Origin of the sequence: Aurantimonas aggregata (assembly GCF_010500835.1) — a bacterium.
In the GTDB taxonomy this organism is placed as follows: domain Bacteria; phylum Pseudomonadota; class Alphaproteobacteria; order Rhizobiales; family Rhizobiaceae; genus Aurantimonas; species Aurantimonas aggregata.
The window spans coordinates 47,290-71,678 of the sequence record NZ_JAAAMJ010000014.1; the positions used below are offsets into that span (position 1 = coordinate 47,290).

At 68.4% G+C, this 24,389-nt stretch carries 26 protein-coding genes; 18 read left to right on the top strand and 8 right to left on the bottom strand.

All coding sequences use genetic code 11. The features are described 5' to 3' along the window. Nucleotides 1-99 precede the first annotated feature (99 nt). From GTW51_RS16280 to GTW51_RS16305, 6 genes are read left to right on the top strand one after another with little or no spacing between them, the layout of a single operon-like run. Nucleotides 100-1,101, top strand: a complete 1,002-nt coding sequence (locus GTW51_RS16280) for an ABC transporter ATP-binding protein (RefSeq protein ID WP_163045091.1) — start codon at nt 100-102, stop codon at nt 1,099-1,101. A 31-nt stretch (nt 1,102-1,132) separates the two neighbouring features. Then, nucleotides 1,133-2,413, top strand: a complete 1,281-nt coding sequence (locus tag GTW51_RS16285; RefSeq protein WP_163045092.1) for an ABC transporter substrate-binding protein — start codon at nt 1,133-1,135, stop codon at nt 2,411-2,413. Nucleotides 2,414-2,429: 16 nt separating this feature from the next. Continuing rightward, nucleotides 2,430-3,377: an ABC transporter permease gene (locus tag GTW51_RS16290; RefSeq protein WP_203566129.1), complete on the top strand. Its 948-nt coding sequence runs from the start codon at nt 2,430-2,432 to the stop codon at nt 3,375-3,377. Between the two features lie 2 nt (nt 3,378-3,379). Further along, complete coding sequence (locus GTW51_RS16295) at nt 3,380-4,267, top strand: ABC transporter permease (RefSeq protein ID WP_163045093.1); 888 nt, start codon at nt 3,380-3,382, stop codon at nt 4,265-4,267. A gap of 6 nt (nt 4,268-4,273) precedes the next feature. Then, on the top strand, nt 4,274-5,011 hold the full coding sequence (locus tag GTW51_RS16300) for an aspartate/glutamate racemase family protein (RefSeq protein ID WP_163045094.1): 738 nt from the start codon (nt 4,274-4,276) through the stop codon (nt 5,009-5,011). Continuing rightward, the gene (locus GTW51_RS16305) at nt 5,008-5,856 is read left to right on the top strand and encodes a GNAT family N-acetyltransferase (protein WP_343034038.1); all 849 of its coding nucleotides are present in this window, start codon (nt 5,008-5,010) and stop codon (nt 5,854-5,856) included. Before GTW51_RS16300 ends, GTW51_RS16305 begins: the two co-directional genes overlap by 4 nt. 201 nt (nt 5,857-6,057) lie before the next feature. Here the strand turns inward: GTW51_RS16305 and GTW51_RS16310 are convergent, their stop codons facing one another. After that, nucleotides 6,058-6,354, bottom strand: coding sequence for a DUF6916 family protein (locus GTW51_RS16310; protein ID WP_163045095.1), 297 nt, complete (start codon nt 6,352-6,354; stop codon nt 6,058-6,060). A 176-nt stretch (nt 6,355-6,530) separates the two neighbouring features. Between GTW51_RS16310 and GTW51_RS16315 the strand changes: the two genes are divergently transcribed. Continuing rightward, complete coding sequence (locus GTW51_RS16315; RefSeq protein WP_163045096.1) at nt 6,531-7,274, top strand: SapC family protein; 744 nt, start codon at nt 6,531-6,533, stop codon at nt 7,272-7,274. A gap of 27 nt (nt 7,275-7,301) precedes the next feature. Here the strand turns inward: GTW51_RS16315 and GTW51_RS16320 are convergent, their stop codons facing one another. The 3 genes from GTW51_RS16320 to GTW51_RS16330 form a co-directional block, all read right to left on the bottom strand. Further along, nucleotides 7,302-7,922 (bottom strand): invasion associated locus B family protein, encoded by a 621-nt coding sequence (locus tag GTW51_RS16320; RefSeq protein ID WP_163045097.1) that lies wholly within the window; start codon nt 7,920-7,922, stop codon nt 7,302-7,304. Nucleotides 7,923-8,054: 132 nt separating this feature from the next. Then, the gene (locus tag GTW51_RS16325) at nt 8,055-8,480 is read right to left on the bottom strand and encodes a hypothetical protein (RefSeq protein WP_163045047.1); all 426 of its coding nucleotides are present in this window, start codon (nt 8,478-8,480) and stop codon (nt 8,055-8,057) included. A 117-nt stretch (nt 8,481-8,597) separates the two neighbouring features. Continuing rightward, on the bottom strand, nt 8,598-8,894 hold the full coding sequence (locus tag GTW51_RS16330; RefSeq protein ID WP_163045098.1) for a hypothetical protein: 297 nt from the start codon (nt 8,892-8,894) through the stop codon (nt 8,598-8,600). 151 nt (nt 8,895-9,045) lie between these two features. Between GTW51_RS16330 and pabB the strand changes: the two genes are divergently transcribed. From pabB to GTW51_RS16345, 3 genes are read left to right on the top strand one after another with little or no spacing between them, the layout of a single operon-like run. Then, entirely contained in the window at nt 9,046-10,428 is a 1,383-nt protein-coding gene (gene pabB / locus GTW51_RS16335; RefSeq protein ID WP_163045099.1) for an aminodeoxychorismate synthase component I, read from the top strand. Beyond that, nucleotides 10,425-11,021 (top strand): anthranilate synthase component II, encoded by a 597-nt coding sequence (locus GTW51_RS16340; RefSeq protein WP_163045100.1) that lies wholly within the window; start codon nt 10,425-10,427, stop codon nt 11,019-11,021. Before pabB ends, GTW51_RS16340 begins: the two co-directional genes overlap by 4 nt. Beyond that, a complete protein-coding gene (locus GTW51_RS16345) occupies nt 11,002-11,865 on the top strand; it encodes an aminotransferase class IV (RefSeq protein WP_163045101.1) in 864 nt (287 codons plus the stop codon). Before GTW51_RS16340 ends, GTW51_RS16345 begins: the two co-directional genes overlap by 20 nt. 6 nt (nt 11,866-11,871) lie before the next feature. Here GTW51_RS16345 and GTW51_RS16350 read toward each other — a convergent pair whose 3' ends face one another. Then, nucleotides 11,872-12,291: a dihydrofolate reductase family protein gene (locus GTW51_RS16350; protein ID WP_163045102.1), complete on the bottom strand. Its 420-nt coding sequence runs from the start codon at nt 12,289-12,291 to the stop codon at nt 11,872-11,874. Nucleotides 12,292-12,453: 162 nt separating this feature from the next. Here GTW51_RS16350 and GTW51_RS16355 point away from each other — a divergent pair, with 162 nt between their 5' ends. The 6 genes from GTW51_RS16355 to GTW51_RS16380 all read left to right on the top strand — a co-directional run bounded on the left by GTW51_RS16355 (nt 12,454) and on the right by GTW51_RS16380 (nt 19,196). Then, on the top strand, nt 12,454-12,942 hold the full coding sequence (locus GTW51_RS16355; protein WP_246233216.1) for a MarR family winged helix-turn-helix transcriptional regulator: 489 nt from the start codon (nt 12,454-12,456) through the stop codon (nt 12,940-12,942). An 82-nt stretch (nt 12,943-13,024) separates the two neighbouring features. Further along, on the top strand, nt 13,025-14,005 hold the full coding sequence (locus tag GTW51_RS16360; protein ID WP_163045103.1) for an aldose epimerase family protein: 981 nt from the start codon (nt 13,025-13,027) through the stop codon (nt 14,003-14,005). Between the two features lie 143 nt (nt 14,006-14,148). Beyond that, entirely contained in the window at nt 14,149-15,756 is a 1,608-nt protein-coding gene (locus GTW51_RS16365; RefSeq protein WP_163045104.1) for a glucan biosynthesis protein, read from the top strand. Between the two features lie 5 nt (nt 15,757-15,761). Continuing rightward, entirely contained in the window at nt 15,762-16,061 is a 300-nt protein-coding gene (locus tag GTW51_RS16370; RefSeq protein ID WP_163045105.1) for a hypothetical protein, read from the top strand. Nucleotides 16,062-16,132: 71 nt separating this feature from the next. Further along, on the top strand, nt 16,133-17,935 hold the full coding sequence (gene mdoH, locus GTW51_RS16375; protein ID WP_163045106.1) for a glucans biosynthesis glucosyltransferase MdoH: 1,803 nt from the start codon (nt 16,133-16,135) through the stop codon (nt 17,933-17,935). Between the two features lie 16 nt (nt 17,936-17,951). Next, nucleotides 17,952-19,196, top strand: coding sequence for an OpgC family protein (locus tag GTW51_RS16380; RefSeq protein WP_163045107.1), 1,245 nt, complete (start codon nt 17,952-17,954; stop codon nt 19,194-19,196). Nucleotides 19,197-19,252: 56 nt separating this feature from the next. Here GTW51_RS16380 and GTW51_RS16385 read toward each other — a convergent pair whose 3' ends face one another. Further along, complete coding sequence (locus GTW51_RS16385; RefSeq protein WP_163045108.1) at nt 19,253-20,752, bottom strand: CoA-acylating methylmalonate-semialdehyde dehydrogenase; 1,500 nt, start codon at nt 20,750-20,752, stop codon at nt 19,253-19,255. A gap of 120 nt (nt 20,753-20,872) precedes the next feature. Here GTW51_RS16385 and GTW51_RS16390 point away from each other — a divergent pair, with 120 nt between their 5' ends. Beyond that, a complete protein-coding gene (locus tag GTW51_RS16390) occupies nt 20,873-21,760 on the top strand; it encodes a LysR family transcriptional regulator (protein WP_163045109.1) in 888 nt (295 codons plus the stop codon). A gap of 32 nt (nt 21,761-21,792) precedes the next feature. Here GTW51_RS16390 and GTW51_RS24530 read toward each other — a convergent pair whose 3' ends face one another. Both GTW51_RS24530 and cobT read right to left on the bottom strand, forming a co-directional pair. Then, nucleotides 21,793-22,299 carry a PRC-barrel domain-containing protein gene (locus tag GTW51_RS24530; RefSeq protein WP_163045110.1) on the bottom strand — a complete coding sequence of 169 codons (507 nt, stop codon included), beginning with the start codon at nt 22,297-22,299 and terminating at the stop codon, nt 21,793-21,795. 84 nt (nt 22,300-22,383) lie between these two features. Beyond that, the gene (cobT, locus tag GTW51_RS16400) at nt 22,384-23,415 is read right to left on the bottom strand and encodes a nicotinate-nucleotide--dimethylbenzimidazole phosphoribosyltransferase (protein ID WP_163045111.1); all 1,032 of its coding nucleotides are present in this window, start codon (nt 23,413-23,415) and stop codon (nt 22,384-22,386) included. A gap of 102 nt (nt 23,416-23,517) precedes the next feature. Between cobT and GTW51_RS16405 the strand changes: the two genes are divergently transcribed. Further along, entirely contained in the window at nt 23,518-24,285 is a 768-nt protein-coding gene (locus GTW51_RS16405; RefSeq protein ID WP_163045112.1) for an adenosylcobinamide-GDP ribazoletransferase, read from the top strand. The last annotated feature ends 104 nt before the right edge of the window (nt 24,286-24,389 follow it).

Below are 24,389 nucleotides of genomic sequence, written 5' to 3' on the forward strand. Positions count from 1 at the left end.
GTCGGCAGACGCCGAGGCCGGTGCAGCCACGGCGCCGCATGATGGCACGGCTTTTGCACCGCTGAGGGAACGCTCCTCTCGCGCGGGATATGATCGACCTTGCCGACCAACGCCACAGACCTGGAACTGGCTGCCGTGACAAAGGCCTATGGCGAAACGATTGCCGTCGACCGGGTGTCGCTGAGGATTCCGGGCGGGACCTATTGCTGCCTGCTCGGGCCCTCCGGCTGCGGCAAGACCTCGACGCTGCGAATGATCGCCGGGCACGAATTCGTCTCCGACGGCGACGTGATGATCGGCAACACCATCGTCAATGACCTGCCGCCGGCCAAGCGCGGCACGGCGATGATGTTCCAGAGCTACGCGCTGTTTCCGCATCTCGACGTGCGCGACAACGTCGCCTTCTCGCTGAAGATGGCGGGTGTCGCCAAGGAGGAACGCCGCCGCAAGGCGGACGAGTTGCTCGCCCTCGTCGACATGGGATCGTACGCCGCGCGCCTGCCGACCCAGCTCTCCGGCGGCCAGCAGCAGCGCGTGGCACTGGCCCGGGCGCTGGTGACCAACCCGTCGGTGCTGCTGCTCGACGAGCCGCTCTCGGCACTCGACCCGTTCCTGCGCATCCGCATGCGCGCCGAGCTGAAACGCTACCAGCGCGAGTTCGGCATCTCCTTCGTCCACGTCACCCACAGCCAGGAAGAGGCGATGGCGCTCGCCGACATGGTGGTGGTGATGAATGACGGGCGGATCGAGCAGGTCGGCAGTCCGCGCGAGATCTTCAACGCCCCGCGCACCCGCTTCGTCGCCCAGTTCATGGGCGGCCACAATGTCGTGCCCGACGAGGGCCGGACCTATGCGATCCGCGCCGACCATCTGCGGCTCTATCGCGGCGCCGGGACGGATGCCGCCGACCGGCGTTCGCCGGCGACGGTCACCGGCGTCGAGTACCAGGGCATGACGGTGCACGTCTCGCTCGCCCGCCCGGACGGGCTCGAGCTCGTCGCCACCCTGCCCGAACGGGAGTTCGACCGGACCCCGGTCGTGCGCGGCGACGAGGTCCTGGTCGGCTGGGACGCGGCCGACCGTCACGAACTCGCCGCCTGAACCACAGCATCAGCAACAGGGAGATCATCGGATGATCAAGCAAACTCTCGGCCGCGGCTTCGATCGCCGCTCGGTACTCAAGGGATCGGCCGCGCTTCTGGGCGCCGGCGTCGTGACCAAGGTCACCGGCTTTCCGGCGATCGCGCAGGAGAAGGTCACGCTGCGCTATCTCTCGACGGCGGTGAACCAGTCGCCCGGCATTGCCGCCAAGGCCAGCGAGGATCTCGGCATCAACATCGAGTACATCGCGGTGACGACCGACGACGTCGCCAAGCGCGTGATCACCCAGCCGAACTCGTTCGACCTCGTCGACACCGAATATTTCGCCCTGCCCAAGCTCATGCCCTCGGGCAACATCATGGGGCTCGACGCCTCGAAGATCACCAATGCGGGCAAGATCGCCAGCGTCATCCGCGAGGGCAAGGTCGCCGGCAAGGCGATCGGCCTCGACGGCACGGCGCCAGCCGAAGTCTTCTACCTGCCCGACGAGAAGGCCACCTCCTTCGCCACCGAGGAGACCGGCTGGATCACGCTCATCCCGACCACCTACAACGCCGACACGCTGGGCATCCGGCCGGACCTGATCGACAAGCCGATCGACAGCTGGGCCTCGCTGCTCGACCCGGACTTCAAGGGCAAGGCGGCGATGCTCAACATCCCGTCGATCGGCATCATGGATGCGGCGATGGCGCTCGAGGCGCGCGGCGACATCACCTATGGCGACAAGGGCAACATGACCCGCGAGGAGATCGACAAGACGATCGCCGCGCTGATCGAGGCCAAGCGCGCCGGCCAGTTCCGTGCCTTCTGGACCGACTTCAACGAGTCGGTGAACCTGATGGCGTCCGGCGAGGTGGTCATCCAGTCGATGTGGTCGCCGGCGGTCACCGCCGTGCGCACCCAGGGCATCGAGTGCAAGTACCAGCCGCTGAAGGAAGGCTACCGCGCCTGGGCGTCGGGCTTCGGCCTGCCGGTGGCGATCGCCGACCGCGAGAAGGACGCGGCCTACGAGTTCATCAACTGGTTCCTGTCCGGCTGGGCCGGCGCGCATCTGGCCAAGCAGGGCTACTATACCGCCGTCCTGGAGACGACCAAGGAGGCGATGGAGCCCTACGAATGGGCCTACTGGTTCGAGGGCGCCGCGGCCGAGCAGGACATCCTCGCGCCGGACGGCAAGCTGCTCGAGAAGGCCGGCGCGGTCCGCGACGGCGGCTCCTATGACGAACGCATGGGCGCCGTCGCCTGCTGGAACGCCGTCATGGACGAGAACATCTACATGATCCGCAAGTGGAACGAGTTCATTGCCGCCTGAGGCGATCAACCCGACCATGGACGCTCCGGCCGGTGCCGGGGCGTCCAGCCGGACGGGCGGCATCGTCCGTCGCCGCGGCGGCCGCACCAGCTGGTCGCCGCGTTGGCTGCCCTACGCGCAGGCGGCGCCGCTGGCGCTGGTCTTCCTGCTGTTCTTCGTGCTGCCGCTGGTGACCACCTTCGTCGTCTCGTTCTGGGAATATACCGAGTATTCGATCGAGCCGGCCTTCGTCTTCACCAACTACACCGACGTCTTCTATGGCTGCGTCGCCGACCTGCCGCGCCTCTGCACCACCTTCGCGACCTATCTGTCGACGCTGAAATTCGTCGCGATCGTCTGGGCGATCACGCTGACGCTCGGCTTCACCATCGCCTATTTCCTCGCCTTCCACGTGCGCACTTTGCCCATGCAGATCGCGCTCTTCCTGGTCTGCACCATCCCGTTCTGGACCTCGAACGTCATTCGGACGATCTCCTGGATCCCGCTGCTCGGGCGCAACGGCCTCGTCAACGAGACCCTGCAGGGCATCGGCCTGACCAGCCAGCCGCAGGAATGGCTGCTCTATTCGGACTTCGCCGTCGCCCTCGCCCTCGTCCACCTCTACACGCTGTTCATGGTGGTCCCGATCTTCAACTCGATGATGCGGATCGACCGCTCGCTGGTCGAGGCGGCGACCGACGCCGGGGCGAGCGGCTGGCAGACGCTGACCAACGTCATCGTGCCGCTGGCCAAGCCCGGCATCCTGATCGGCTCGATCTTCGTCGTCACCATCGTCACCGGCGACTATCTGACCATCGGCATCATGGGCGGCCAGCAGATCGCCTCGGTCGGCAAGATCATCCAGACCCAGATCAACTTCCTGCAGTTCCCGATCGCCGCCGCCAATGCCATCGTCCTGCTCGCGGTCGTCCTGGTGACGATCTGGGGCATGCTGCGCCTCGTCGACATCCGCAAGGAGCTCTGACCATGAACAGACGCCAGGAAGGCAGGCCACTCAGCTTCTACGTGCTGGCGACGATCTTCGCGCTGTTCGTGGTGTTTCTCTACGGCCCGGTGGCGACGATCCTCGCGCTGTCCTTCCAGGGCCCGTCCGGCGGGCTCACCTTCCCGATGAACGGTGTCTCGCTCCACTGGTTCGAGCGGCTGTGGAGCGGCGGCGGCGTCGTCGACATCGGCAGCGCCTTCCGCCGCTCCTTCGCCCTCGGCCTCGTCGTCATGGTGCTGACGGTGGTCATCTCGGTCTCGGCGGGGCTCGCCTTCCGCAAGCGCTTCCGCGGTGCGACGGCGCTGTTCTACGTGGCGATCGCCAGCCTGATCGTTCCCTCGATCGTCGTCTCGCTCGGCATCGCGCTGGAGTTCCGCATCCTCGACGATCTCCTCGGCCAGGCGGCGACGGCGCTCGGCCTGACGCCGCCGCGCAACTCGATCGGCCTGTTCACCTCCGGCCTCGGCGCGCATCTCAGCTGGACGCTGCCCTTCGGCCTCTTGATCATGTTCGCGGTCTTCAACCGGCTCGACAAGAGCTACGAGGAGGCCGCCCGCGATCTCGGCGCGACGCCCTGGCAGAGCTTTCGCTTCGTCATCCTGCCGATGATCGCGCCGTTCCTGATCGGCATCTCGCTGTTCGGCTTCACCCTGTCCTGGGACGAGATCGCCCGCTCGAGCCAGACCATGGGATCGACCAACACGCTGCCGCTGGAACTCGCCGCGCTGACCACCACCGTGACGACGCCCGAGATCTACGCGCTCGGCACCACGGTGACAGCGGTGTCCTTCCTCGTCATCTTCGGCACGCTGGGGCTTTTCATCCTGATGCAGCGGCGCCGCGCCGCGCGCGGACTCCCGGGTGCCTGACATCGCATGCGCATAGCCGTCATCAACCCCAATTCGACCCGCGCGATGACCGAGACGATCGCGCTCGCCGCCCGCCGGGCCGCCGCGCCCAGCACGACGATCATCGCCTGCCAGAACGACGACGGCCCGGCCTCGATCGAGGGCCATGTCGACGGGGCGCTGGCCGTGCCCGGCCTGCTGCGCGCCATCGCCGCGGCCGAGGACGACGGGGCGGACGCTTTCATTATCGCCTGTTTCGACGACACCGGTCTCGACGCCGCCCGTTCGCTCGCGACCGGTCCGGTCATCGGCATCGGCGAGGCGGCGGCGCACATGGCGAGCCTCGTCGCACGGCGCTTCGCGGTGATCACGACGCTGTCCTGCTCGGTGCCGATCCTCGCCGACAACCTCGCCCGCAACGGGCTCGCCGCGCTGTGCTGCGGCGTGCGGGCCAGCGAGTTGCCGGTGCTGGCGCTGGAAGCCGATCCCGAGGCGGCGGGCCGGCGCATCTCCGAGGAGATCACCCGCGCGATCGACGAGGATGGCGCCGAGGCGATCGTCCTCGGCTGCGCCGGCATGGCGGATTTCGCCGCAGAGCTCGCCGAGCGGCACGGTCTGCCGGTGATCGAGGGCGTCGCCGCGGCAATCAAGCTCGCCGAGGCGGCGGTGTCGCTCGGCCTCAGGACGTCGAAGCTTGGCGGCTACGCCCCGGCCCGCCCGAAGCCGGGCGGCTTCCTGCGCGCGGCGGGCCCGTTCGTCCCGTGAGCGAGATCGCCATCCGCCCGATGACCGACGCCGACATGGCACTCGCGGTGGAATGGGCCGCTTGCGAGGGCTGGAACCCGGGCCTCTCGGACGCAGCCCTGTTCCGGCAGACCGATCCGGACGGCTTCCTCGTGGCGATCGAGGCGGGCGAGCCTGTCGCCTGCATCTCGGTCGTCGCCTATGGCGGACAGTTCGGCTTTCTCGGCTTCTACATCGTCCGGCCCGATCGCCGCGGCCACGGCATCGGGTGGACGCTCTGGCAGGCCGGCATGGCGCGTCTGGCGGGTCGCACCGTGGGTCTCGACGGCGTCGTCGACCAGCAGGACAATTATCGGCGCGCCGGCTTCACGCTGTCCCACCGCAACATCCGCCATGCCGGCCTCGCCGGCGGCGCAGCCAGGCCCGACCCCGGCGTGCGAGCGCCCGTATCGGACGATCTCGATGCGCTGGCGGCTTTCGACGCGGCGCATTTCGGGGCGATGCGCCGCGATTTCGTCAGGCGCTGGATCGCCGCGGACGGCCATCGCGCGCTTCTCCTTCGCGAGCCGGACGGCACTGTTTCCGGCTACGGCGTCATCCGGACCTGCCGCGACGGCTTCAAGGTCGGCCCGCTTTTCGCGATGTCGCCGGCGATCGCCGCCCGTCTCTTTGGGGCACTCGCCGCGACCTGCGCGCCGGACGCCCTGATCGTCCTCGATACTCCCGAGCCGAACGCGGGCGCCTTGCAACTCGCGATCGATAGGGGACTCCACCCGGTCTTCGAGACGGCACGGATGTGGCACGGCGCAGCTCCTGACATGCCCTTGGGGCAGGTCTACGGGGTCACGACGTTCGAGCTCGGCTAACAGCTACCCGGTGTTCAGCTCAAAGAGCTGATCGCCATTCGATCATCCGGCATTTCAGGGTTTTGTCGCACCGACGGTCCTTTCCTAAATATACTTCTGTGCAGGCCCCCTCGCCAGCGATTCGGGTAGTTCTCTACGACCTGATGCTGCGGCCGGCAGGCGGTGCCGCGAAGGTCGGCGCCGCCGACGGGCGCGCGTCGGTCAGTTGAAGATGGCCTCGTAGAGCATGCGCTCCCCCTGCCGCCCGACGGGCACCAGAAACACCGGCGTGCCTTCGCCCTCCTCGCCGGCGGCAACCAGCGCGACCGTACCCTGCGCAAGGGCCGGCGCGGCCGGGCCGGAAAAGCTCAGGCTGAAGCTCATCCCGTCGGGCCGCAGCCCCTGGCCGAGCGGCGTCACCGCGTTGAGCACGAGCGGCACCACGCCATTGCCGTTGCGCGCCTCGAAGGCGCTGCCGGCGAATGCCCGCGCCATGTCCAGTGTCGTCAGCTGGGCCATCCGCTGTCCCTTCTACGCCGTGCCCCGCGCCAGAATAGCGGATATGCGGGGCGCATCGGAACCGGCGATTGCCGCGCCGACAAATTTCCACCAACCTGCACATAGCGGCGGCGGCCGGCAGTGGCATCGAGGGATGTCGCACCGGGCGGGCAGGCCGAAAATCGGGAGACGCGTGAATGAGCCAGACCCAGCCCGTCATGCCGCTGTTCTACGAGCGGCCGGAAGCCTTGCAGCCGGAGCGGCATGGCTCGCTCGGCCTGAAGACGGAGGCTGAATTCAGCTTCGCTTCCCGGGCCGTGTCCGTGCCGATCAGCGCCGCGGAAGCGCCCTTCGCCGCGCGGCACTACCCGATCGTCTTCGCCACAGCCGGGGAGTTCCTGCCGCTGGCGGTGCTCGGCCTATCGAATGGCGAGAACCTCTTCGTCGACGCGGCCGGCACCTGGGAGCCCGGCACCTACATCCCGTCCTATGTCCGGCGCTATCCGTTCGTCTTCGCCACCGGCGAGGACCAGGGGCGGCTGACGCTCTGCGTCGACCGCGCCGCCGGGCGCATCATCGAGGACGGCGGCGAGAGACTGTTCGAGGACGGCAAACCGACCAAGGTGACCGACAATGCGCTCGAATTCTGCGCCGCCTTCGAGCGGGAGATCGCCGCGACGCGCAAGATCGTCGAGCTGCTGCGCAAGCACGATCTCCTGACCGAGAACCAGGCGACGCTGACGCTGCCGAGCGGCTCGAAGGTGGCGCTGAAGGATTTCATGGTCATCGACACGGCGGCGGTCGACAAGCTCTCCGACGACGGGTTCGCGGAACTGCGCCACAACGGCGCGCTGCCGCTGGTCTTTGCCCAGATCGCCTCGTTGCCCGGCTGGGGCGATCTGGCGCGCCGGCTCCCCGCGAGCCCCGGCTCGCCTGGCTGATACGAGAGCCCGCTGTCGCGCCGCCGCCTACGGCGTCGCGGTGGCCCGGCCGGCCGTGTAATCCTCGAAGGCGGCCGAGAAGCCGGCCAGCGTCACCGGAACGGTGACCGGCTGCTGCTGCGCCGACTGGAAGGTGACGGCGAGCGCGCTGCCGCGTTTCAACCGGTCGATGAGGCCCGTGTCGAGGGCCGTGCCGGCGTAGCTGCCGTTCTGATCGGCGGTCTGGATGACCAGCTTCTGGGCCTCCCCCTCGTCGATCTGCAACTGAACTCCGGCCGGCAGGAACAGGCCGTGCGGCAGCGCCAGGAGCAGCGCCGGCTGGGCGTCGGCGCCCGGCTGGATCATCACCGTCAACAGCCGCTGCTGGCCCTGCCCCTGGTCGGCAACCAGATTCTGCAGGACCGTACAGCGACGCGCCTCGCCCTCACCGTCGCAATTGACCCGCCAGTTGGGTCCGGCTTCGGCGGTCGCGGCAGGGTCTGACGGCGCCGGCGCGGCGGATCCGGAGGGCGACGGGGCAGGGGTTTGGACCTGAGAGATCGGCGGAGGCGATGCGGGTGGCGTCGTCTGCGACATCGCCGGTAAGCCGGATACACCGACCAGCGCCAGGGAGAGGACCCATCCGATGGCAGAGCGCGCAAGGATCATCGGTGGTCTCCTCTTCGCCCGCGCCCCATGACGCGCGGCTGCAGGCCATTACTGACAACTTCTTGCATGTTTACCCAGCGGGATCACCGCAGACAAGGCGACTGACGTGCCCGCTCCTACACCGCCCCGCGATCACGCGGCGGGATGGCGCCGTGGCGGCCCGGCCCGCAGGGCCTCGTCGATCAGCCGGTTGGCGACCTGCATGCGGATCGTGGCCTGTTCCCGGAAGACTGTCGGCATGCGGTCGGGGTGGTTGGCCCCGGCAAAGAGACGTCGGAGAGTTTTCAGCTGCGCCGCGGTAAGGCCTGGCCGTATCGCCAGATCCCGCGCGATGTCGACGGGATCGATGCTCGGCGCGAGCGCGATGTCGCTCTCCGTGGCGTCCGCGGCGTCCGCCGCCGCTTCACCCTCCTGGGCGACAGTCGGCTCGGCATGCATCGCGCCCAGTACCGACCAGAAGCCGGGGCCGGTCTTCACGCGGGCGTGACCGGTGCGATCGCCGTTGCCGGCGGCCTCCATGCCGCCCAATATGGCTTCGAACCCGTCGTTGCCGGTCATTCCACAGGATCCGCAAGCCGCTTCAAGACGCCGCATCATCCGCGGTCCGGGTGAAGGGTCGGTGAATCCTTCCCCGGACGTCCGTCGGGATCGCCCGGACGGAACGCCAATACGGCCTCAACCGGTGCGACCGGCCAGACAGTTCCGATACGCCCGGTCGCCGTCCGCAACGGCCGATTGCCGCTGCAGGGCGCGGACACCGAACCCGTCCTCGCCGCGGTCGACGAGGTTCTCGTACTGATTGCCGGCGGTCTGGCGGGCATATTGCCGGCAGAATTCCGGCGTGCCCGGCGGGTTCGGGTTGGCCGAGACCCGTGCACCGGCGATCGGGGAGCGGTTGGGATAGGGGGTCTCGGTGTTGCAGCCGGCCAGGCCGACGACCAGTCCGAGCAGGATTGGTGTAATTCGCGACATCGCTTTGTCCTCACGCGTTCCGCGGAGAACTGGTGTTCCCGCGCTGCTCACCAAGAGGCATCAAGCGGGCGTGATCGAGCCGGATTGGTGGGCGACGATCGATCAGCCCGCAGGGTTTGACCAGACGCCCGCCTTCTGACCATCTGGCGGCATGCTCCATGAAGAGATCGAACCTCTGGATCCGGCGGTGGCGGCCGCAAGGCTGAGGCGGCTGGGCGGCCTCGCCTTTCTCGACAGCGCCATGCGCCACGAGACGCTGGGACGCTATGCCTTCGTCGCGGCATCACCGTTCGCGTGCTTCACCGTGGATGCCGGCGGCGCATGCCTTGACGGCACGCGTCTTGAAGGGCCGCCGCTCGCCGCACTGGACGGCGTGTTGGCGCGCTATCGTTGCGCGACCATCCCCGGCCTGCCCCCGTTCCAGGGCGGCGCTGCAGGCTTCGTTTCCTATGATTTCGCCCACCATCTGGAGCGTCTCGCGATGCCGCCGGATCTCGACCCGGCTCTTCCGACGATGCGCTTCGGGCTCCACGATACGGTGCTGGCCTTCGACCTCGTCGCCGGCCGGGCCTTCCTGATCTCGACCGGTCATCCGTCCGAAGGGGCCGGGCGCGAATCACGGGCGCGCGAGCGCATCGCGGCGTTCAGTGAAGCACTCTCGGCGCCGGAAACCGAGCCGCCCTCTGCCCCTGCCGGCCGCCTCGACTGGCGCTCGAACTTCTTCGCCGGTCCCTATCGCGACGCGATCGAGCGTGTGCGGGAGTACATCCTGGCCGGCGACATCTACCAGGCCAACATCGCCCAGACGTTCCAGGCCACCCTGCCCGATGGCTTCGACCCCTTCGCGCTTTACCAAAGGCTTCGCCAGACCAACGCGGCGCCCTTTGCCGCCTTCCTTGAGTATCCCGACCTCGCCATCGCCTCGTCGTCGCCGGAGCGCTTCCTCAAGCTCACGGGCGACGCGGTGGAGGCGCGGCCAATCAAGGGCACCGCCCGGCGATCCCCGGACCCGGCCGAAGACCATGCGCTGGCCGAAGCGCTGCTGGCATCGGAGAAGGACCGGGCCGAGAACGTCATGATCGTCGACCTCATGCGCAACGATTTGTCGCGCGTCTGCGAAGCGGATTCGGTCGAGGTGCCGGTGCTGTGCGGCCTGGAATCCTATGCCGCCGTGCATCATCTCGTCTCGGTCGTCACCGGGCGCCTCCGGCCGGGGCAGACCGCCACGGACCTCGTCGCCGCGACCTTCCCGGGCGGCTCGATCACCGGCGCACCGAAGCTGCGGGCGATGGACATCATCACCGAGATCGAGCGCACCGCCCGCGAGATCTACTGCGGCTCGATCGGCTATCTCGGCTTCGACGGCACGATGGATCTCAACATCGCCATCCGCACCGTCAGCTTCAGGGGCGGCCGCGCCCGGCTGTCGGCCGGCGGCGGGATCACCGTCCTGTCCGATCCGGCGGCGGAATACGAGGAGACCTTCACCAAGGCGGTGAAGGTCTTCGCCTCGTTCGAGGACGGGCCGCGATGATCCTCGTCCTCGACAATTACGACAGCTTCGTCTTCAACGTCGCCCGCTATGTCGAGCGTCTGGGCGGCGAGCTGACGATCCTGCGCAACGACGCGACGACCGTCGAGGCGCTGGAAGCGCTCTCCCCGGAGGCGGTGATCATCTCGCCCGGGCCCTGCAGCCCGCAGGAGGCAGGGATCTCGCTGGAGCTGGTGCGGCGCCTGTCCGGCCGGCTGCCGATCCTCGGCGTCTGCCTCGGCCACCAGATCATCGGCGCAGCCTTCGAGGGCACGGTGACCCGCGCACTGAAGCCGATGCACGGCCGGGCGTCGACGGTCGAGCATGCCGGGACCCGGCTGTTTGCGGGCTTCGACGGCCCGACGACGGTCGGGCGCTACCATTCGCTGATCGTCGAGGAGACCCCGGCGATGCGGGCAGCGCTCACCGTCGACGCGCGCTCGGCCGAAGGCGAGATCATGGCGCTGTCGCACCGGGCGCATCCGACCTACGGCATCCAGTTCCACCCCGAATCCGTGCTCACCGAAGACGGCGAGCGGATCTTCGCGAACTTCCTCGATCTGGCGGAGCGCTGGCATGGCCGAGATCTGGCTTAACGGCCGTTTTGTCGCCGCCGAGCAGGCCATCGCGGCCGACGATCGCGGCCTGCTGCTGGCCGACGGCGTCTTCGACACGTCGCTGGTCCTGGGCGGGACGGTGTTTCGCGCCGGCGAGCATCTCGACCGCCTAGTCGCCGCGGCATCGCGGCTGGAGATACCGGTCTTGCGCGCCGATCTTGCCGACGCCCTGGCAGCGCTCGCCGCGCGGCAGCAGAACGGCTCGATCCGCCTGACCCTGACGCGGGGATCCGGCCCGCGCGGCCTCGGCTTTCCCCCTGTCCCCAAACCGACGCTGCTCGGCGCCTCGGCGCCGCTCGCATCCAGCGCGATGTTTGCGCCGCTTCGCCTCGCGCTATCGCCGATCCGGCGCAACGAGACATCGCCGACCGCGCAGTTGAAGTCGCTCGCCTATCTAGATGCCCTGCTCGCGCAGCGGGAAGTCCAGCAGGCGGGAGCCGACGAAGCGCTGTTCCTCAACACCGTCGGGCGGGTCGCCTGCACCGCGCTGGCCAATCTGTTCCTGCTGACCGCCGAGGAGCTGGCGACGCCGCCGCTCGACGATGGCGCCCTGGACGGGATCACCCGGCGCTGGCTGCTCGCCCACGCCGCCGATTTCGGCCTGACCGCCCGCGAGCGGCCCCTGGCGCTCGACGATCTCGCGCGGGGGTCGGTGTTCCTGAGCAACAGCCTGCGGCTGATCGCGCCCGCGACGCTGGCGGGTCAGCCGAAAGAGCCGCGGGACCCACGTATCGGCGCGCTGGCGCACGGCCTCTGCGCGGCGATCGCGGCCGAATGCGGCGTCGATCCCCGCAGTCTCGGCTCGACGATCGACCGAAATTAAGTCTGCTCAGCCGGGTGATTGCCGGCGGGTTCCCCCGGCGAGCAGCCAGGCCGGGTCGAACCAGGTGTCGGCCTCGCCGTCATAGGGCAGCGTGTTGATGTCCCAGTGCCGCACGAAGCGGGCATAGACGTCCCACACGGCCGGACCGCCGCCGACATAGACGACGCGGTCGGCAAAGCGCGACAGCACTTCCTCCGGCTCGTCCGACGAGCGGATCTCGACCAGGGTGCGATGCTCGTGGGCGAAATCGGGAAACGAGGCGATGGTGCGCGGACCGGCGATCAGGACATGACCGCGGGTGATCTCGAAGAAGCGCTCGACGTCCTCGGTGAAGGCCCGCTCGGGCCGTCCCTCCCAGGGCATGCCGCCGTCGAGCCCGAGCTGCCCGCTCCGCCCGATCGCACAAATCACTCTGACGTCTGCCATTCCGGTCCTTCGGGTTGAGCCGGGCAAGAGAGCCGCTGCTTGCAACAAAGCGGCTTCATCCCCTGTAGGCGACGGTACGGGAACCCGCCCGGCGAAAGAATAGTTGCCATCTCGTATACCAATATAATGTTCGTCGCCCGGCTATCGGTTCTAAGGCCCCTCATGGATATGCAATCGCCTCTTCAAAGCCCCGTTGCTCCGCGCCACCTCGAGATGGGGGCGCCGGTCATCGTGCCGTCGCTTCTGTCGATCGCCAAGTCGACGCGGGCCTTTCTGGCCCTTTTGCTGGCCGAGATCGACCTGCATCCGGGCCAGGACCAGTTGCTGGACCGGCTCGATCCCAACGCCCCGATCAGCGTCTCGGCACTGGCCGAACAGCTTGCGGTCCGGCCCTCCACCGTCTCCAAGATGCTCGATCGGTTGATCGAAAAGGGGCTCGTCGCCCGCATCGCCAACAGCCGCGACGCGCGCCGCACCATGGTGCAGCTGACGCCGCTCGGCGAACAGGCCCAGACATCGATCAGAAATGTCTGGCGACGCCTCGAGACCGACCTGGTCGCCTCGATCCCGGCCGATGATCTCGCCATCCTCGACCGGTCGCTGGCCCGCACCGGCGAACTCCTGACGCAGAAGCTTCGCCGGCTTCGCTGAACGGCGGGCCGGCCGTTCCCACGCATTGACGCCCGACATGGCGCCTGCGATGGGAGACCGGCGGACGGCACGGGGACGGCACTTGGCTCAGACGATCATCATCGACAGCGGGACGCTCAGCGCCGAGATCGTCACCGCCGGCGCGGCGATCCGGTCGCTGCGTCTGGCCGGGTTCGACCACTCGCTCGTCGTCGGCGCCGGCGACCTCGCACATTACGAGAACGGCAACCGCGACTATTTCGGCGCGACGGTCGGCCGCTTCGCCAACCGCATCGGCGCCGGCCACCTCAGCGTCGACGGTGTCGACTACCAGCTGGCCTGCAACGACCCGCCGCATCACCTTCATGGCGGCCCGGACGGCTTCTCGACCAAGGAGTGGACCGTCGAGGCCAGCCACCCCGACCGCGTGACCCTTGTTTCTGTCTCCGAGGATGGCGAGGCCGGCTATCCTGGCCGCGTCACCTGCCGCGCTACCTTCGCGGTCTCTCCCGAGGCCGAACTGTCCGTCATCTACGAGGCGGAGACCGACCGCGCCACCGTCGTCAATCTCAGCTCCCACCTCTATTTCAATCTCGACGGCAGCGAGGATGTCGGCGACCATCTGCTGCAGGTCTTCGCCGACGAGTACCTGCCGATCGATGCCGGCACCCTGCCGGACGGCCGCATTCTGCCGGTGGAAGGCAGCGGTTTCGACTTCCGGGCGCCGCGCAAGCTGCGGGACGCGCCCGAGCTTCTCGACCACAATTTCTGCCTGGTGGGCGATCGCTCGCCGATCGTGCGACCCGCGGCCATCCTCACCGGACCGCAGACCGGCCTGACCATGACGCTGCAGACGAGCGAGCCCGGGCTGCAGGTCTATGACGGCTCCAAGCTGGACGGCAGCGCCATCGACCTCGCCGGCCGGCCGATCCGGTCCCGTGCCGCCGCGGCGCTCGAGCCGCAGGTCTGGCCGGATGCGCCGAACCGCCCGGAATTCCCGCAGGCGCTGCTGCGCCCGGGGGAGCACTATCGCCATTCCAGCAAGTACCGGTTCAGCCATTCCGGCAGCGCCGACGACCGGTAGCGAAGGCCTTGATGAAGGCCCTTTCGAGGGCGTTCATCATGCACTGCAATATTTCGGTAGCCGCCGCGCCTTAGCTATTCAATTGTCGCAATCGTGCCTATTCTGGGCGCCAACGCAAATCTCACCAGAGCCGCTAGCGCCCCGTGAAGAACCTGAATTACGCGTCCCGCCGCACTGCACTCAAGACGGCGCTCGCCGCCGGGTTTGCATCGCTGCTTCCGCCTGTCGCATTCGCCCAGGATTCCGCCGCACCCGCGCCGACCGACGCCGCCGTCGGGACGACCGATACGCCGTTCACATTCGACATGCTGTCGGAGCAGATGCGCGAGCGGGCAACCCGCCCCTACGAGGCGCCGGCGAACGAGTTGCCGGACGTCATCGCCAATCTCGACTACGACCAGCACCGGGCGATCCGCTATCGTCCCGACCACGCGTTGTGGCGGACCGAACCGGTCGACTTCCACCTCCAGGCGTTTCATCCGGGATGGATCTTCCGGGAAACCACCCATGTCTTCATCGGGCAGGACGGCATCTACCGTCCGCATACCTTCACGTCCGAGGATTTCGAGTACCGCCCGCCGCTCGATCCGGCGGCGTTCCAGGGGATCGGCCTCGCCGGCGTCGCCGGCTTCCGCATCCACGCGCCGCTGCAGCGGCCGGACTACTACGACGAGATGGTGACCTTCCTCGGGGCGAGCTATTTCCGCGCTCTCGGCGTTGGCACGCGCTACGGCCTGTCGGCGCGGGGCCTCGCGATCAACACGGCGACCGGGGATCAGGAAGAGTTTCCCCGATTCAACGCCTTCTACATCGACGCGCCGCGGCCGGGTGAGCACTCGATCCGCCTGATGGCCGAGCTCGACAGCCCGAGCGTCGCCGGCGCCTTCCTGTTCGTCATAACACCCGGCGTGCAGACCGAGGTCGAGGTCTCGAACCGGCTGTATTTCCGCAACGAGGTCGCGCGCCTCGGCATCGCGCCGCTGACCTCGATGTTCACCTTCGGGGAGAACGATCGGGCGGGGCGCGACGATTTCCGGCCCGAGGTTCACGACAGCGACGGGCTCTGCATCGAGCGCGCCGACGGGGAGCGGCTCTGGCGCCCGCTGAAGAACCCGCAGACGCTGGCGCTGTCGTTCTTCCGTGAGACCAGTCCACGCTCGTTCGGCCTGCTGCAGCGGGATCGGTCCTTCGCCAGCTACGAGGATACCGAGGCCCGCTACGAGTTGCGGCCGTCCCTGCTCGTCGAGACGCTCGGCGACTGGGGGACTGGAACCATCGCGCTGGCGGAGATTCCGACCGATTCGGAGGCCAACGACAACATCGTCGCCTTCTGGATTCCGGAGGACCGGCCGACCGCCGGCAGCGCCCTGGAGTTTCGTTACCGCATGTCGTGGGGGCTCGACGCGCAGACGCCTTCGAGCCTGGCCACGGTCTCGGGCACCTTCGTCGGGGTCGGCGGCAATGCGGCCGCCACCGACATCAATCCGTCGCTGCGCCGATTCGCCATCAACTTCGAAGGCGGCACGATCGCCAACCTGCCGGAGGATGCGGAACTCCAGCCGATGATCGACATTTCCCCCAATGCAGTGCTGCTTCACTCGGGGATGTCGCGGCTCCCCGACGGCGGCTGGCGTTTGTCGCTGGAAGTCGAACGGCAGGATTCGGAAGCTGTCGAACTGCGCGTGAAACTTTCCATGCTGCAGCGCATTATAAGCGAGACTTGGCTCTATCAATGGACGGGCACTCTATGAGCACCGTGGCAGATATCGACATGCAGACGAACCTGGGTTCCCTCATCGGCCGGCCTGACTTGGCGGACGACGTGATCGCGAGCGCGCTCTGCGAACGGCTGCGCGCCGAGGGACGGTCGGACGACGATGCGCACGGCATCCTGTCGTCGGCCCGCCAGTCGGAGTCCGAAGCAGCGTCCCTGCTCCGGACGATCGCCGTGCCCGCGCCGTCGGCGAAACTGACGATGCCGACGCAGCAGCTGGCTTCGACGCGCCGGCGGTTTTCGCTCGGCGGCGGGTTTGCCAAGCTCTCGCTGGGCCGCTGAACGCTATTGGCTGGTCTCGAGCAGGCGGCACTGATCGAGGTCAACGTTTCGGCCGGTAAAGGAAGACGACGTTGATCACGATGAAGCGGATTGTCTTCGCCGCTGCCTCGGCGCTTCTGGCTGCCGTTGCCACCTATCTTTTCTTCGTCGTCGTGACCGTGAACGGCGTGACCAACCTGCATTTCGTCCAGGTGGGTCTTCTCATGCTCTGCTGTCTCTGGCTGGCATGGGGATTCAACATGGCGCTCGCCGGCATCCTCGTGCCGCAGCCCCCCCGCCTCGTCGTCGACGCTACGCGCTGGCGCAGCGACAGCCGGACCGCAATCCTCGTTCCGGTCTACAACGAGGACGCGCGTGCCGTTTTCGCCCGCGTCGCGGCGATGATCGAGGGCCTGCGCCGTATCGGCCAGCTCGAGCGGTTTCACGTCCATGTGCTGAGTGACTCGACCCGGATCGAATGCGTCGATGCCGAACGCGAGGGGACCCGGCTGCTGCTCGCCGAGCTCGGCGCGGCCGGGCGGCTCTATTACCGGCATCGCGAGAAGAACGTCGGGCGCAAGGCCGGCAATATCGAGGACTTCGTCACCAATAGTGGCGGCGCCTACGACTACATGCTGGTGCTGGACGCCGACAGCCTGATGCGGCCGGAGACCATCGTGCAGATGGTGGCGCGCATGGACGAGGACCCCGAGCTCGGCCTCCTGCAGACCCAGCCGCTGATCATCGGCCGGCGGACGCTGTTCGGCCGGGCATTGCAGTTCTCGGCGGCGCTGTTCTCTCCGATCTTCTCGCGTGGCATCGCCGCGCTGCAGGGGCGGGAAGGCCCTTTCTGGGGCCACAACGCCATCATCCGCGTCCGGGCCTTCGCGGCCTGCTGCGGCCTGCCGACGCTCAAGGGGCGTCCGCCCTTCGGCGGCCACATCCTCAGCCACGATTTCGTCGAGGCGGCACTCCTGGCGCGCGGCGGCTACAAGGTCCGCGTCGATCCCGACCTCGAAGGCTCCTACGAGGAAGCCCCGTCCAACATCATCGAATACGCCAAGCGGGACCGGCGGTGGTGCCAGGGCAATCTGCAGCACGGCAAGCTGCTCGGCGCGCCCGGCCTCAAGCCCTGGAGCCGCGTCGCCCTGGTCAGCGGCATCATGGCCTATGCCGCCTCGCCGATCTGGCTGATGTTCCTGATCGTCAGCCTGCTCGACCCGATCCTCGCCCCCGAGCCCAACTACTTCCCGGCCGACTCGCTGTTCCCGGTCTTTCCGCAACCGGAGACCCAGAAGGCGCTGCTGCTGCTGTTCGGCATCTTCGTGCTGCTGCTTTTGCCGAAGACCCTGATCACCTTCGGCAGCGCGCTGACGAAGCGGCGGCGCAAATTCGGCGGCGCCCTGTCGGTGATCGCCGGAGCGACCGTCGAACTGGTGATGACCAGCATCCTCGCCCCGGTGATGATGATGTTCCAGTCGAAGGCCGTGGCCGAAATCCTCGTCGGCGCAGATGCCGGCTGGCCGGCAAGCGAGCGCGAGGACGGCAGCCTGCCGCTCGGCACGGCCTTCCAGGCCAGCTGGTGGATGGTCCTCGCCGGCGCCGCGGTGCTGCTGGCGACGATCAATTATTCCCCCAACCTCATGCTGTGGACGTTGCCCATCGCCTTGCCGCTGGTCGCCGCGCCGCTGTTGATCAGCGCGACGGGCAGTCCGGCGCTGGGCGACTGGGCGCGCCGCCGCCATCTGTTCGAGACGCCGTTCGAGGCAGACCCCGAGCCGGTCATCCGCGACGCCGCAGTCTGGCGCCAGCGGCTTGCGCGCCTCGATCGCCACCAGCCCGACCTTGAGAATGACACGATGAAGGGACCAGGGATGCTGCCCGATCCCGTTTGAGTCCTAGTTCATCAGCATGATCACCAGCGCGACGCCTGCCATCGCCGTCCAGACCCGCGACCAGCGCGTGGATTTCTGGCGCGGCATCGCGCTGGCGATGATCTTCATCAACCACATTCCCGGGAATTTCTGGGAGGACTATACCTCCCGCAATTTCGGCTTCTCCGATGCGGCCGAACTCTTCGTCTTCCTCGCCGGTTTCGCCTCGGCCTTCGCCTATGGTCGGCTCTTCCTCGGCGGCGAGAAGCTGATCGCCTCGCTGCGGGCGGCGCGGCGGGCGGGCGTCCTCTATCTCGTCCATATCAGCCTGACGATGGCAGCGGTGGCGATCTTCTCCTGGGGCGCGCTGGCGCTGGGCGAAGGCGGCTTGATGCGGAACATCGGTCTGGCCCAGTTCATCGCGATGCCGCTCGAGACGATGGTCGGCTTCGCCAGCCTCGGGCACCAGCTCGGCTACGTGAACATCCTGCCGATGTATTCCGTGCTGCTGCTGCTGCTGCCGCTGCACCTTTTCCTCGTCGGGATCAGCCGCAACATCATGCTCGGCGCCGCCGTCGCGATGTGGTTCGCCGCCTATCTCTGGCGCATCGACGTGCCGGCCTATCCGCTCCCCGGCGGCTGGTTCTTCAATCCGTTCGCCTGGCAGCTGATATTCGCCATCGGGCTGTATTGCGGGTTCCGGCGGGTCGAGGGCAAGGCCAGCGTCCCCTACCGCCCGTGGCTGTTCTACGCGGCACTGGCCTATGTCTTCGCGTCGTTCCTGACGATCCGGCTCGACCTCTGGTGGCTCTGGGGCGCCTATCCGCTGCCGATGATCCTGACGGGCTTCGACAAGACCTATGTCAGCCTCCCGCGCCTCCTGCACATCCTGTCGATCTGCTATCTCTTCGCCAATGCGGCCCCGAGTTCGCCCTTCTCGACGGTCACCCGGGACAACGTCTTCGCCATGCTCGGCCGTCATTCGCTGCCGGTCTTCGCGTTCGGCACCGTCCTGTCGCTGTTCGGCCAGGTCATCAAGCACGGCCAGGCGCCGGACTTCCTGTTCGACACGCTGCTGATCGGCGGCGGCCTCTTCATCCAGATCGCGCTGGCCCGCTATCTCGACTGGTGGCGGGTGGCGTCGCAGGGCGTGCGTCCCGCCTTCGCCGCAAAGCCGGCCCGGCTGGTGCCTGGGCATTCGCCCGTGCCTTTGCGGCTGCCGCCCCAGCCGGCGGGTGCGGCGATGCCGCGGGCCGAGAGCGCAAATCCTCGGACGAGCTGAACGAAAAAGGGCGCCCCGTCGCGGGCGCCCTCGTAGTCCGCCAGATCTTTTTCGATTCAGCGCATGACCGGCATGATGAACTCGGCGCCGTCCTTGATGCCCGAGGGCCAGCGGCTGGTGATGGTCTTGGTCCGCGTATAGAAGCGGAACGCGTCCGGGCCATGCTGGTTGAGATCGCCGAAGCCCGAAGCCTTCCAGCCGCCGAAGGTGTAATAGGCCAGCGGCACCGGGATCGGCACGTTGACGCCGACCATGCCGATATTGATGCGGCTGGCGAAGTCCCGCGCCGCGTCGCCGTCGCGGGTGTAGATCGAGACGCCGTTGCCGTATTCGTGCTCCATCGGCAGCGACAGGGCTTCCTCGTAGTCCTTGGCGCGGACCACCGAGAGGACCGGGCCGAAGATCTCGGTCTTGTAGATGTCCATGTCCCGCGTGACGTTGTCGAAGAGACAGGCGCCGACGAAGAAGCCGTTCTCGTAGCCCTGCAGCTTGAAGCCGCGCCCGTCGACGACGAGGTCCGCGCCCGCTTCGACGCCGCTGTCGATCATGCCGAGGACGCGCTTCTGCGCCTCGCCGGTGACCAGCGGGCCGAAATCGACGTCGTCGCCGGCCGTATAGGGTCCGATCTTCAGCGCCTCGACCTTCGGGATGAGCTTTGCGACCAGCCGGTCCGCCGTCTCCTTGCCCACCGGAATCGCAACGGAAACTGCCATGCAGCGCTCGCCGGCGGCACCATAGCCCGCGCCGATCAGCGCGTCGGCGGCCTTGTCGAGGTCGGCGTCGGGCATGATGATCATGTGGTTCTTGGCGCCGCCGAAGCACTGCACGCGCTTGCCGTTGGCGCAGCCGCGCGAATAGATGTAGTGCGCGATCGGCGTCGAGCCGACGAAACCGATGGCCTGGACGTCAGGGTCGTCGAGGATCGCGTCGACCGCGCCCTTGTCGCCGTTGACGACGTTGAGGATGCCGGCGGGAAGCCCCGCCTCGATCATCAGCTCGGCCAGCATCAGCGGCACCGACGGGTCGCGCTCCGACGGCTTGAGGATGAAGGCATTGCCGCAGGCGATGGCCGGCGCGAATTTCCACATCGGGATCATCGCCGGGAAGTTGAACGGCGTGATGCCGGCGACGACGCCGAGCGGCTGGCGCACCGAATAGATGTCGATGCCGGGGCCGGCGCCTTCGGAGAACTCGCCCTTCAGGAGATGCGGCGCGCCGATGCAGAACTCGACCACTTCAAGGCCGCGCTGCACGTCGCCCTTCGCGTCCGGCACGGTCTTGCCGTGCTCGCGCGACAGCGTCTCGGCGAGCTTGTCCATGTCGCGGTTGAGGAGTTCGACGAATTTCATCATCACCCGCGCCCGGCGCTGCGGGTTGGTCGCAGCCCAGGCCGGCTGCGCCGCCTTGGCGTCCTCGACCGCCGCGCGCATTTCCGCCGCACCCGCCAGCGCGACCTGCGCCTGGACCTCGCCGGTGGCGGGATTGAACACGTCGGCGGTGCGCCCGCTTGTGCCGGCGACGCGCTTGCCGCCGATGAAGTGACCGATCTGTTCCATGAATTTCCTCCTCCGGATTTTGGTTGGGTCCTTTCTCCGCCGCTGGGCCGCAAAAGCCAAGCCTCCCCAGCGCGCATCCGTTGTGCGTATATCAATGCTCTACGCGCATCAGGAGAGCAGATGAACTTCAATTGGGACGATGTCCGGCTGTTCCTGGCGGTGGCACGCGCCGGCCAGATCCTCGCCGCGGCCCGGCGTCTGGAGCTCAACCACGCCACGGTCGGGCGACGCCTCACGGCGCTGGAGACCGCCTTCGGCGCGCGGCTTCTCGACCGGCGACCGAACGGCTGTGAGCTAACGCAGACCGGGCGGGCCTTCCTCGAGCAGGCGGAGCGGATGGAAGCGGCGATGCTCGCCGCCCGCGCCGGGATCGGCGGCACCGACGTCGCCTTGTCCGGCAGCGTCCGGGTCGGCGCGCCGGACGGGTTCGGCACGATGTTCCTGGCGCCGCGCCTCTGGCGGCTGACCGACATGCATCCCGACCTCACCGTGCAGCTGGTGCCGGTGCCGCGCGCCTTCTCGATGTCGCGGCGCGAGGCCGACATCGCCATCACCATCGAGCGGCCGCAGGCGGGGCGGCTGGTGGCCGCCAAGCTCGTCGACTACTCGCTGGGGCTCTATGCCTCAGCCGGCTATGTGGAGGCTCACGACGCGCCAGGGACGCTGGCGGACCTGCCGCGGCATCGGCTCGTGGGCGCGGTCGAGGACCTGCTCTACAGCCCGCGCCTCGCCTATCACGGCGACATCGTCGCCGACTGGCCAGCACGGTTCGAGGTGTCGAGCGCGCTCGGCCAGAGCGAGGCGGTCGCCGCCGGCGCCGGGATCGGCATCCTGCACGGCTTCATGGCCGGCGGACGAATGGGACTTGTCCGCGTGCTGCCCGAGATATCGATCAGGCGAAGCTACTGGCTGGTCTATCACGAGAGCGTCCGCGACGTCCGGCGGATCACGGCGGTGGCGGACTTCATCCGCGACGCGGTCGACAACGAGCGCGACCTCTTCGCCTGACGCCACGATGACGCCATGCGAAGCGCGAAGGCTCAGCCGCCGAAGTCGGGCAGGTTCTCGATCTCGTTCTTGGTCAGCACGGTCCGCAGCTTGCCTAGATCGAGACGGACGTCGGTCAGCATCAGGATGACCGTCTTCGCGCCGATGCCGAGAAAGCCGCCGATCTCGACGCTGACGGCCTGCGGCTGGCCGTTCTGATCGCCGAGCACGGCGTTGACCTCGCCGATCTCCTCGTCGTCGGCACCGATCACCTGCAGTTCCTTGACCTGGCCGGACATCAGATTGAGCGAGATCACCGGCACCTCGTCGGAATCGATCGCCGCCATGACGCCGGAGGCCGGCGGCGGCGGCGCTTCGCCAGGAGCGGCGGGGGCTTCGGCAGCGGGCGCGGGTGCCTCGGCGGGTGCCGGTTCCGGCGAAGTCTCGGCGGGTGCTGCCGCAGGCGGCGTTGCGGCCGGCGGTTTACTGGCGTCCTGGGCCAACGCGGGCAGGGCAGTGGTCGAGAACAACAAAGCGGCAGCGAGCAGGACAGGCTTCACGGGGACGGTTCCTTCAAGTGGGCAACGCGGCACGCGTGCCTTGCCAATGATAGCCGATGTAGGGCGCGCCGGCACCACGGGCAGTCAGTGATGTGAACCCTCGGCCCGGTTGGTGACGGCGGCCTGCTCGAAGGTTGCCATGCCGCCGTGGCAGGCGGCGGCGGCCTTGACGATGCCCGCCGCGAGCGCCGCGCCGGTCCCCTCGCCAAGCCGCATGCCGAGCGCCAGCAGCGGCACCTTGTCCATGCGCTCCAGCGCCCGCATGTGGCCGGGCTCGGCCGAGACATGGCCGAACACGCAATGGTCGAGCGCGGCGGGGTCCATGGCGTAGAGCACCGCCGCTGCGGCGGTGGCGACGAAGCCGTCGACGATCACCGGCACACGCTGCGTCCGCGCCGCGAGGATCGCCCCCGCCATCGCCGCCAGTTCCCGGCCGCCGACCCGGCGCAGCACTTCCAGCGGGTCGGCGAGATGGCCGGCGTGGAAGGCGAGCGCCTTTTCCACCACCGCAGCCTTGCGGGCGACGCCCGCGGCGTCCTGGCCGGTGCCGGGCCCGACCCAGAGCGCCGGCTCGCCGCCGAACAAGGCCGCCAGCACGGCGGCGGCGACGGTGGTGTTGCCGATGCCCATTTCGCCGATGCACAGGAGATCCGGCTCGCCGGCCAGCACTTCCATGCCGAAGGCCATGGTCGCGGCGCAGGTCCGCTCGTCCATCGCGGCTTCCTCGCTGATGTCGCCGGTCGGCAGTTCCAGCGCGAGGTCGTAGATCTTCAGCCCGAGATCGAAGGTCGCGCAGATCTGGTTGATCGCGGCGCCGCCGGCGGCGAAGTTCGCCGCCATCTGGGCGGTGACCTCGGCGGGAAAGGCCGAGACGCCGTGCCGGGCGACGCCGTGATTGCCGGCGAACACCGCGACCAGCGGCCGCCGCACCGCCGGCGCCCTGCCCTGCCAGGCGGCCAGCCATTCCGACAGCTCCTCGAGCCGGCCGAGCGAGCCCGCCGGCTTGGTCAGCGTCGCCTCGCGCTCGCGCTTGGCCCGCACCGCCGCCATGTCGGGCCCCGGCATGCGCCGGACCAGTTCGCGAATGTCGTCGAAGGGCAGGCCGGTGATGGACATGGGACATTCCTGGCGAAAGTGTTGCTGGCGACGCGGCGGACCGGGTACGGCTGGATGAAACGTCGACATGCGACGCCGCAAGAACGGGAGCAAGAGGCCGCGATGAGAGAATTCGCCGATGCGACGCTTCGCTCCCTGGTTTTCCTGACGCGGTTCCCCGCCCGTTTCGCCTCGTTCCCGGCCGACAGCTCCCTCGGCGCGGATGCCCACGCCTTTCCGCTCGCCGGCCTGCTGGCCGCGATTCCCGCCGCTTTGGTGCTGATCACGGCTGATGCCGCCGGCCTGTCGCCGCTGGTTGCGGCGACGCTCTCGATCGGGACGCTGGTGCTGACCACCGGCGCGCTGCACGAGGACGGGCTCGGCGACGTCGCCGACGGGCTCTTTGGCCATCACGGGCGCGAGCGGGCGATCGCGATCATGAAGGACAGCCGGATTGGGACATACGGTGCGCTGGCCCTGTTGCTGTCGGTCGCGCTGCGGATCGGCCTGCTCGCCCAACTGCTGGAGCACGACCCGGGCGCTGCCGCCCTCGCGCTTTTCGCGGCTGCCGCGGTGAGCCGCGGGGCGATGGCCTGGCTCTGGTCCGTGCTGCCGTCGGCGGATCGGGGCGGGCTCGCCGACCGGATGGGCCGGCCGACGGAGGCGACCGGGCTCCGCACCCTGCTCGTCGGCGACGGCATCTTCCTCGTCCTCGGCGCGCTGGCCTTCGGCATCCTGCCGGCCTTCGCCGGCCTTGTCCTTGGCGGCCTCGTGCTCCTGTGGTTTCGCGGCGTCATCCGCCGCCGCCTCGGCGGACAGAGCGGCGACTGCCTCGGCGCGGCGCAGCAGCTGACCGAGATCGCGGCCCTTGTAGGGCTTTGCCTCGGCTGACCGCCGAGCTTCTGCGGCGCTTTGGCGCGTGGGAAGGAACTGGCTCCGCCGGGCGGCATTGCCTCCTCAGGGTCGCGTGGCGGCCCGGCACCCGCGTCCTTCGC

Bases quoted from the DNA above. Each gene is read 5' to 3' on its own strand.
- GTW51_RS16285 (WP_163045092.1), top strand. From the start codon at position 1,133: ATGATCAAGCAAACTCTCGGCCGCGGCTTCGATCGCCGCTCGGTACTC.
- GTW51_RS16290 (WP_203566129.1), top strand. From the start codon at position 2,430: ATGGACGCTCCGGCCGGTGCCGGGGCGTCCAGCCGGACGGGCGGCATC.
- GTW51_RS16295 (WP_163045093.1), top strand. From the start codon at position 3,380: ATGAACAGACGCCAGGAAGGCAGGCCACTCAGCTTCTACGTGCTGGCG.
- GTW51_RS16300 (WP_163045094.1), top strand. From the start codon at position 4,274: ATGCGCATAGCCGTCATCAACCCCAATTCGACCCGCGCGATGACCGAG.
- GTW51_RS16310 (WP_163045095.1), bottom strand. From the start codon at position 6,354: ATGGCCCAGCTGACGACACTGGACATGGCGCGGGCATTCGCCGGCAGC.
- GTW51_RS16315 (WP_163045096.1), top strand. From the start codon at position 6,531: ATGAGCCAGACCCAGCCCGTCATGCCGCTGTTCTACGAGCGGCCGGAA.
- GTW51_RS16320 (WP_163045097.1), bottom strand. From the start codon at position 7,922: ATGATCCTTGCGCGCTCTGCCATCGGATGGGTCCTCTCCCTGGCGCTG.
- GTW51_RS16325 (WP_163045047.1), bottom strand. From the start codon at position 8,480: ATGACCGGCAACGACGGGTTCGAAGCCATATTGGGCGGCATGGAGGCC.
- GTW51_RS16330 (WP_163045098.1), bottom strand. From the start codon at position 8,894: ATGTCGCGAATTACACCAATCCTGCTCGGACTGGTCGTCGGCCTGGCC.
- pabB (WP_163045099.1), top strand. From the start codon at position 9,046: ATGCTCCATGAAGAGATCGAACCTCTGGATCCGGCGGTGGCGGCCGCA.
- GTW51_RS16340 (WP_163045100.1), top strand. From the start codon at position 10,425: ATGATCCTCGTCCTCGACAATTACGACAGCTTCGTCTTCAACGTCGCC.
- GTW51_RS16345 (WP_163045101.1), top strand. From the start codon at position 11,002: ATGGCCGAGATCTGGCTTAACGGCCGTTTTGTCGCCGCCGAGCAGGCC.
- GTW51_RS16350 (WP_163045102.1), bottom strand. From the start codon at position 12,291: ATGGCAGACGTCAGAGTGATTTGTGCGATCGGGCGGAGCGGGCAGCTC.
- GTW51_RS16355 (WP_246233216.1), top strand. From the start codon at position 12,454: ATGGATATGCAATCGCCTCTTCAAAGCCCCGTTGCTCCGCGCCACCTC.
- GTW51_RS16380 (WP_163045107.1), top strand. From the start codon at position 17,952: ATGATCACCAGCGCGACGCCTGCCATCGCCGTCCAGACCCGCGACCAG.
- GTW51_RS16385 (WP_163045108.1), bottom strand. From the start codon at position 20,752: ATGGAACAGATCGGTCACTTCATCGGCGGCAAGCGCGTCGCCGGCACA.
- GTW51_RS16390 (WP_163045109.1), top strand. From the start codon at position 20,873: ATGAACTTCAATTGGGACGATGTCCGGCTGTTCCTGGCGGTGGCACGC.
- cobT (WP_163045111.1), bottom strand. From the start codon at position 23,415: ATGTCCATCACCGGCCTGCCCTTCGACGACATTCGCGAACTGGTCCGG.
- GTW51_RS16405 (WP_163045112.1), top strand. From the start codon at position 23,518: ATGAGAGAATTCGCCGATGCGACGCTTCGCTCCCTGGTTTTCCTGACG.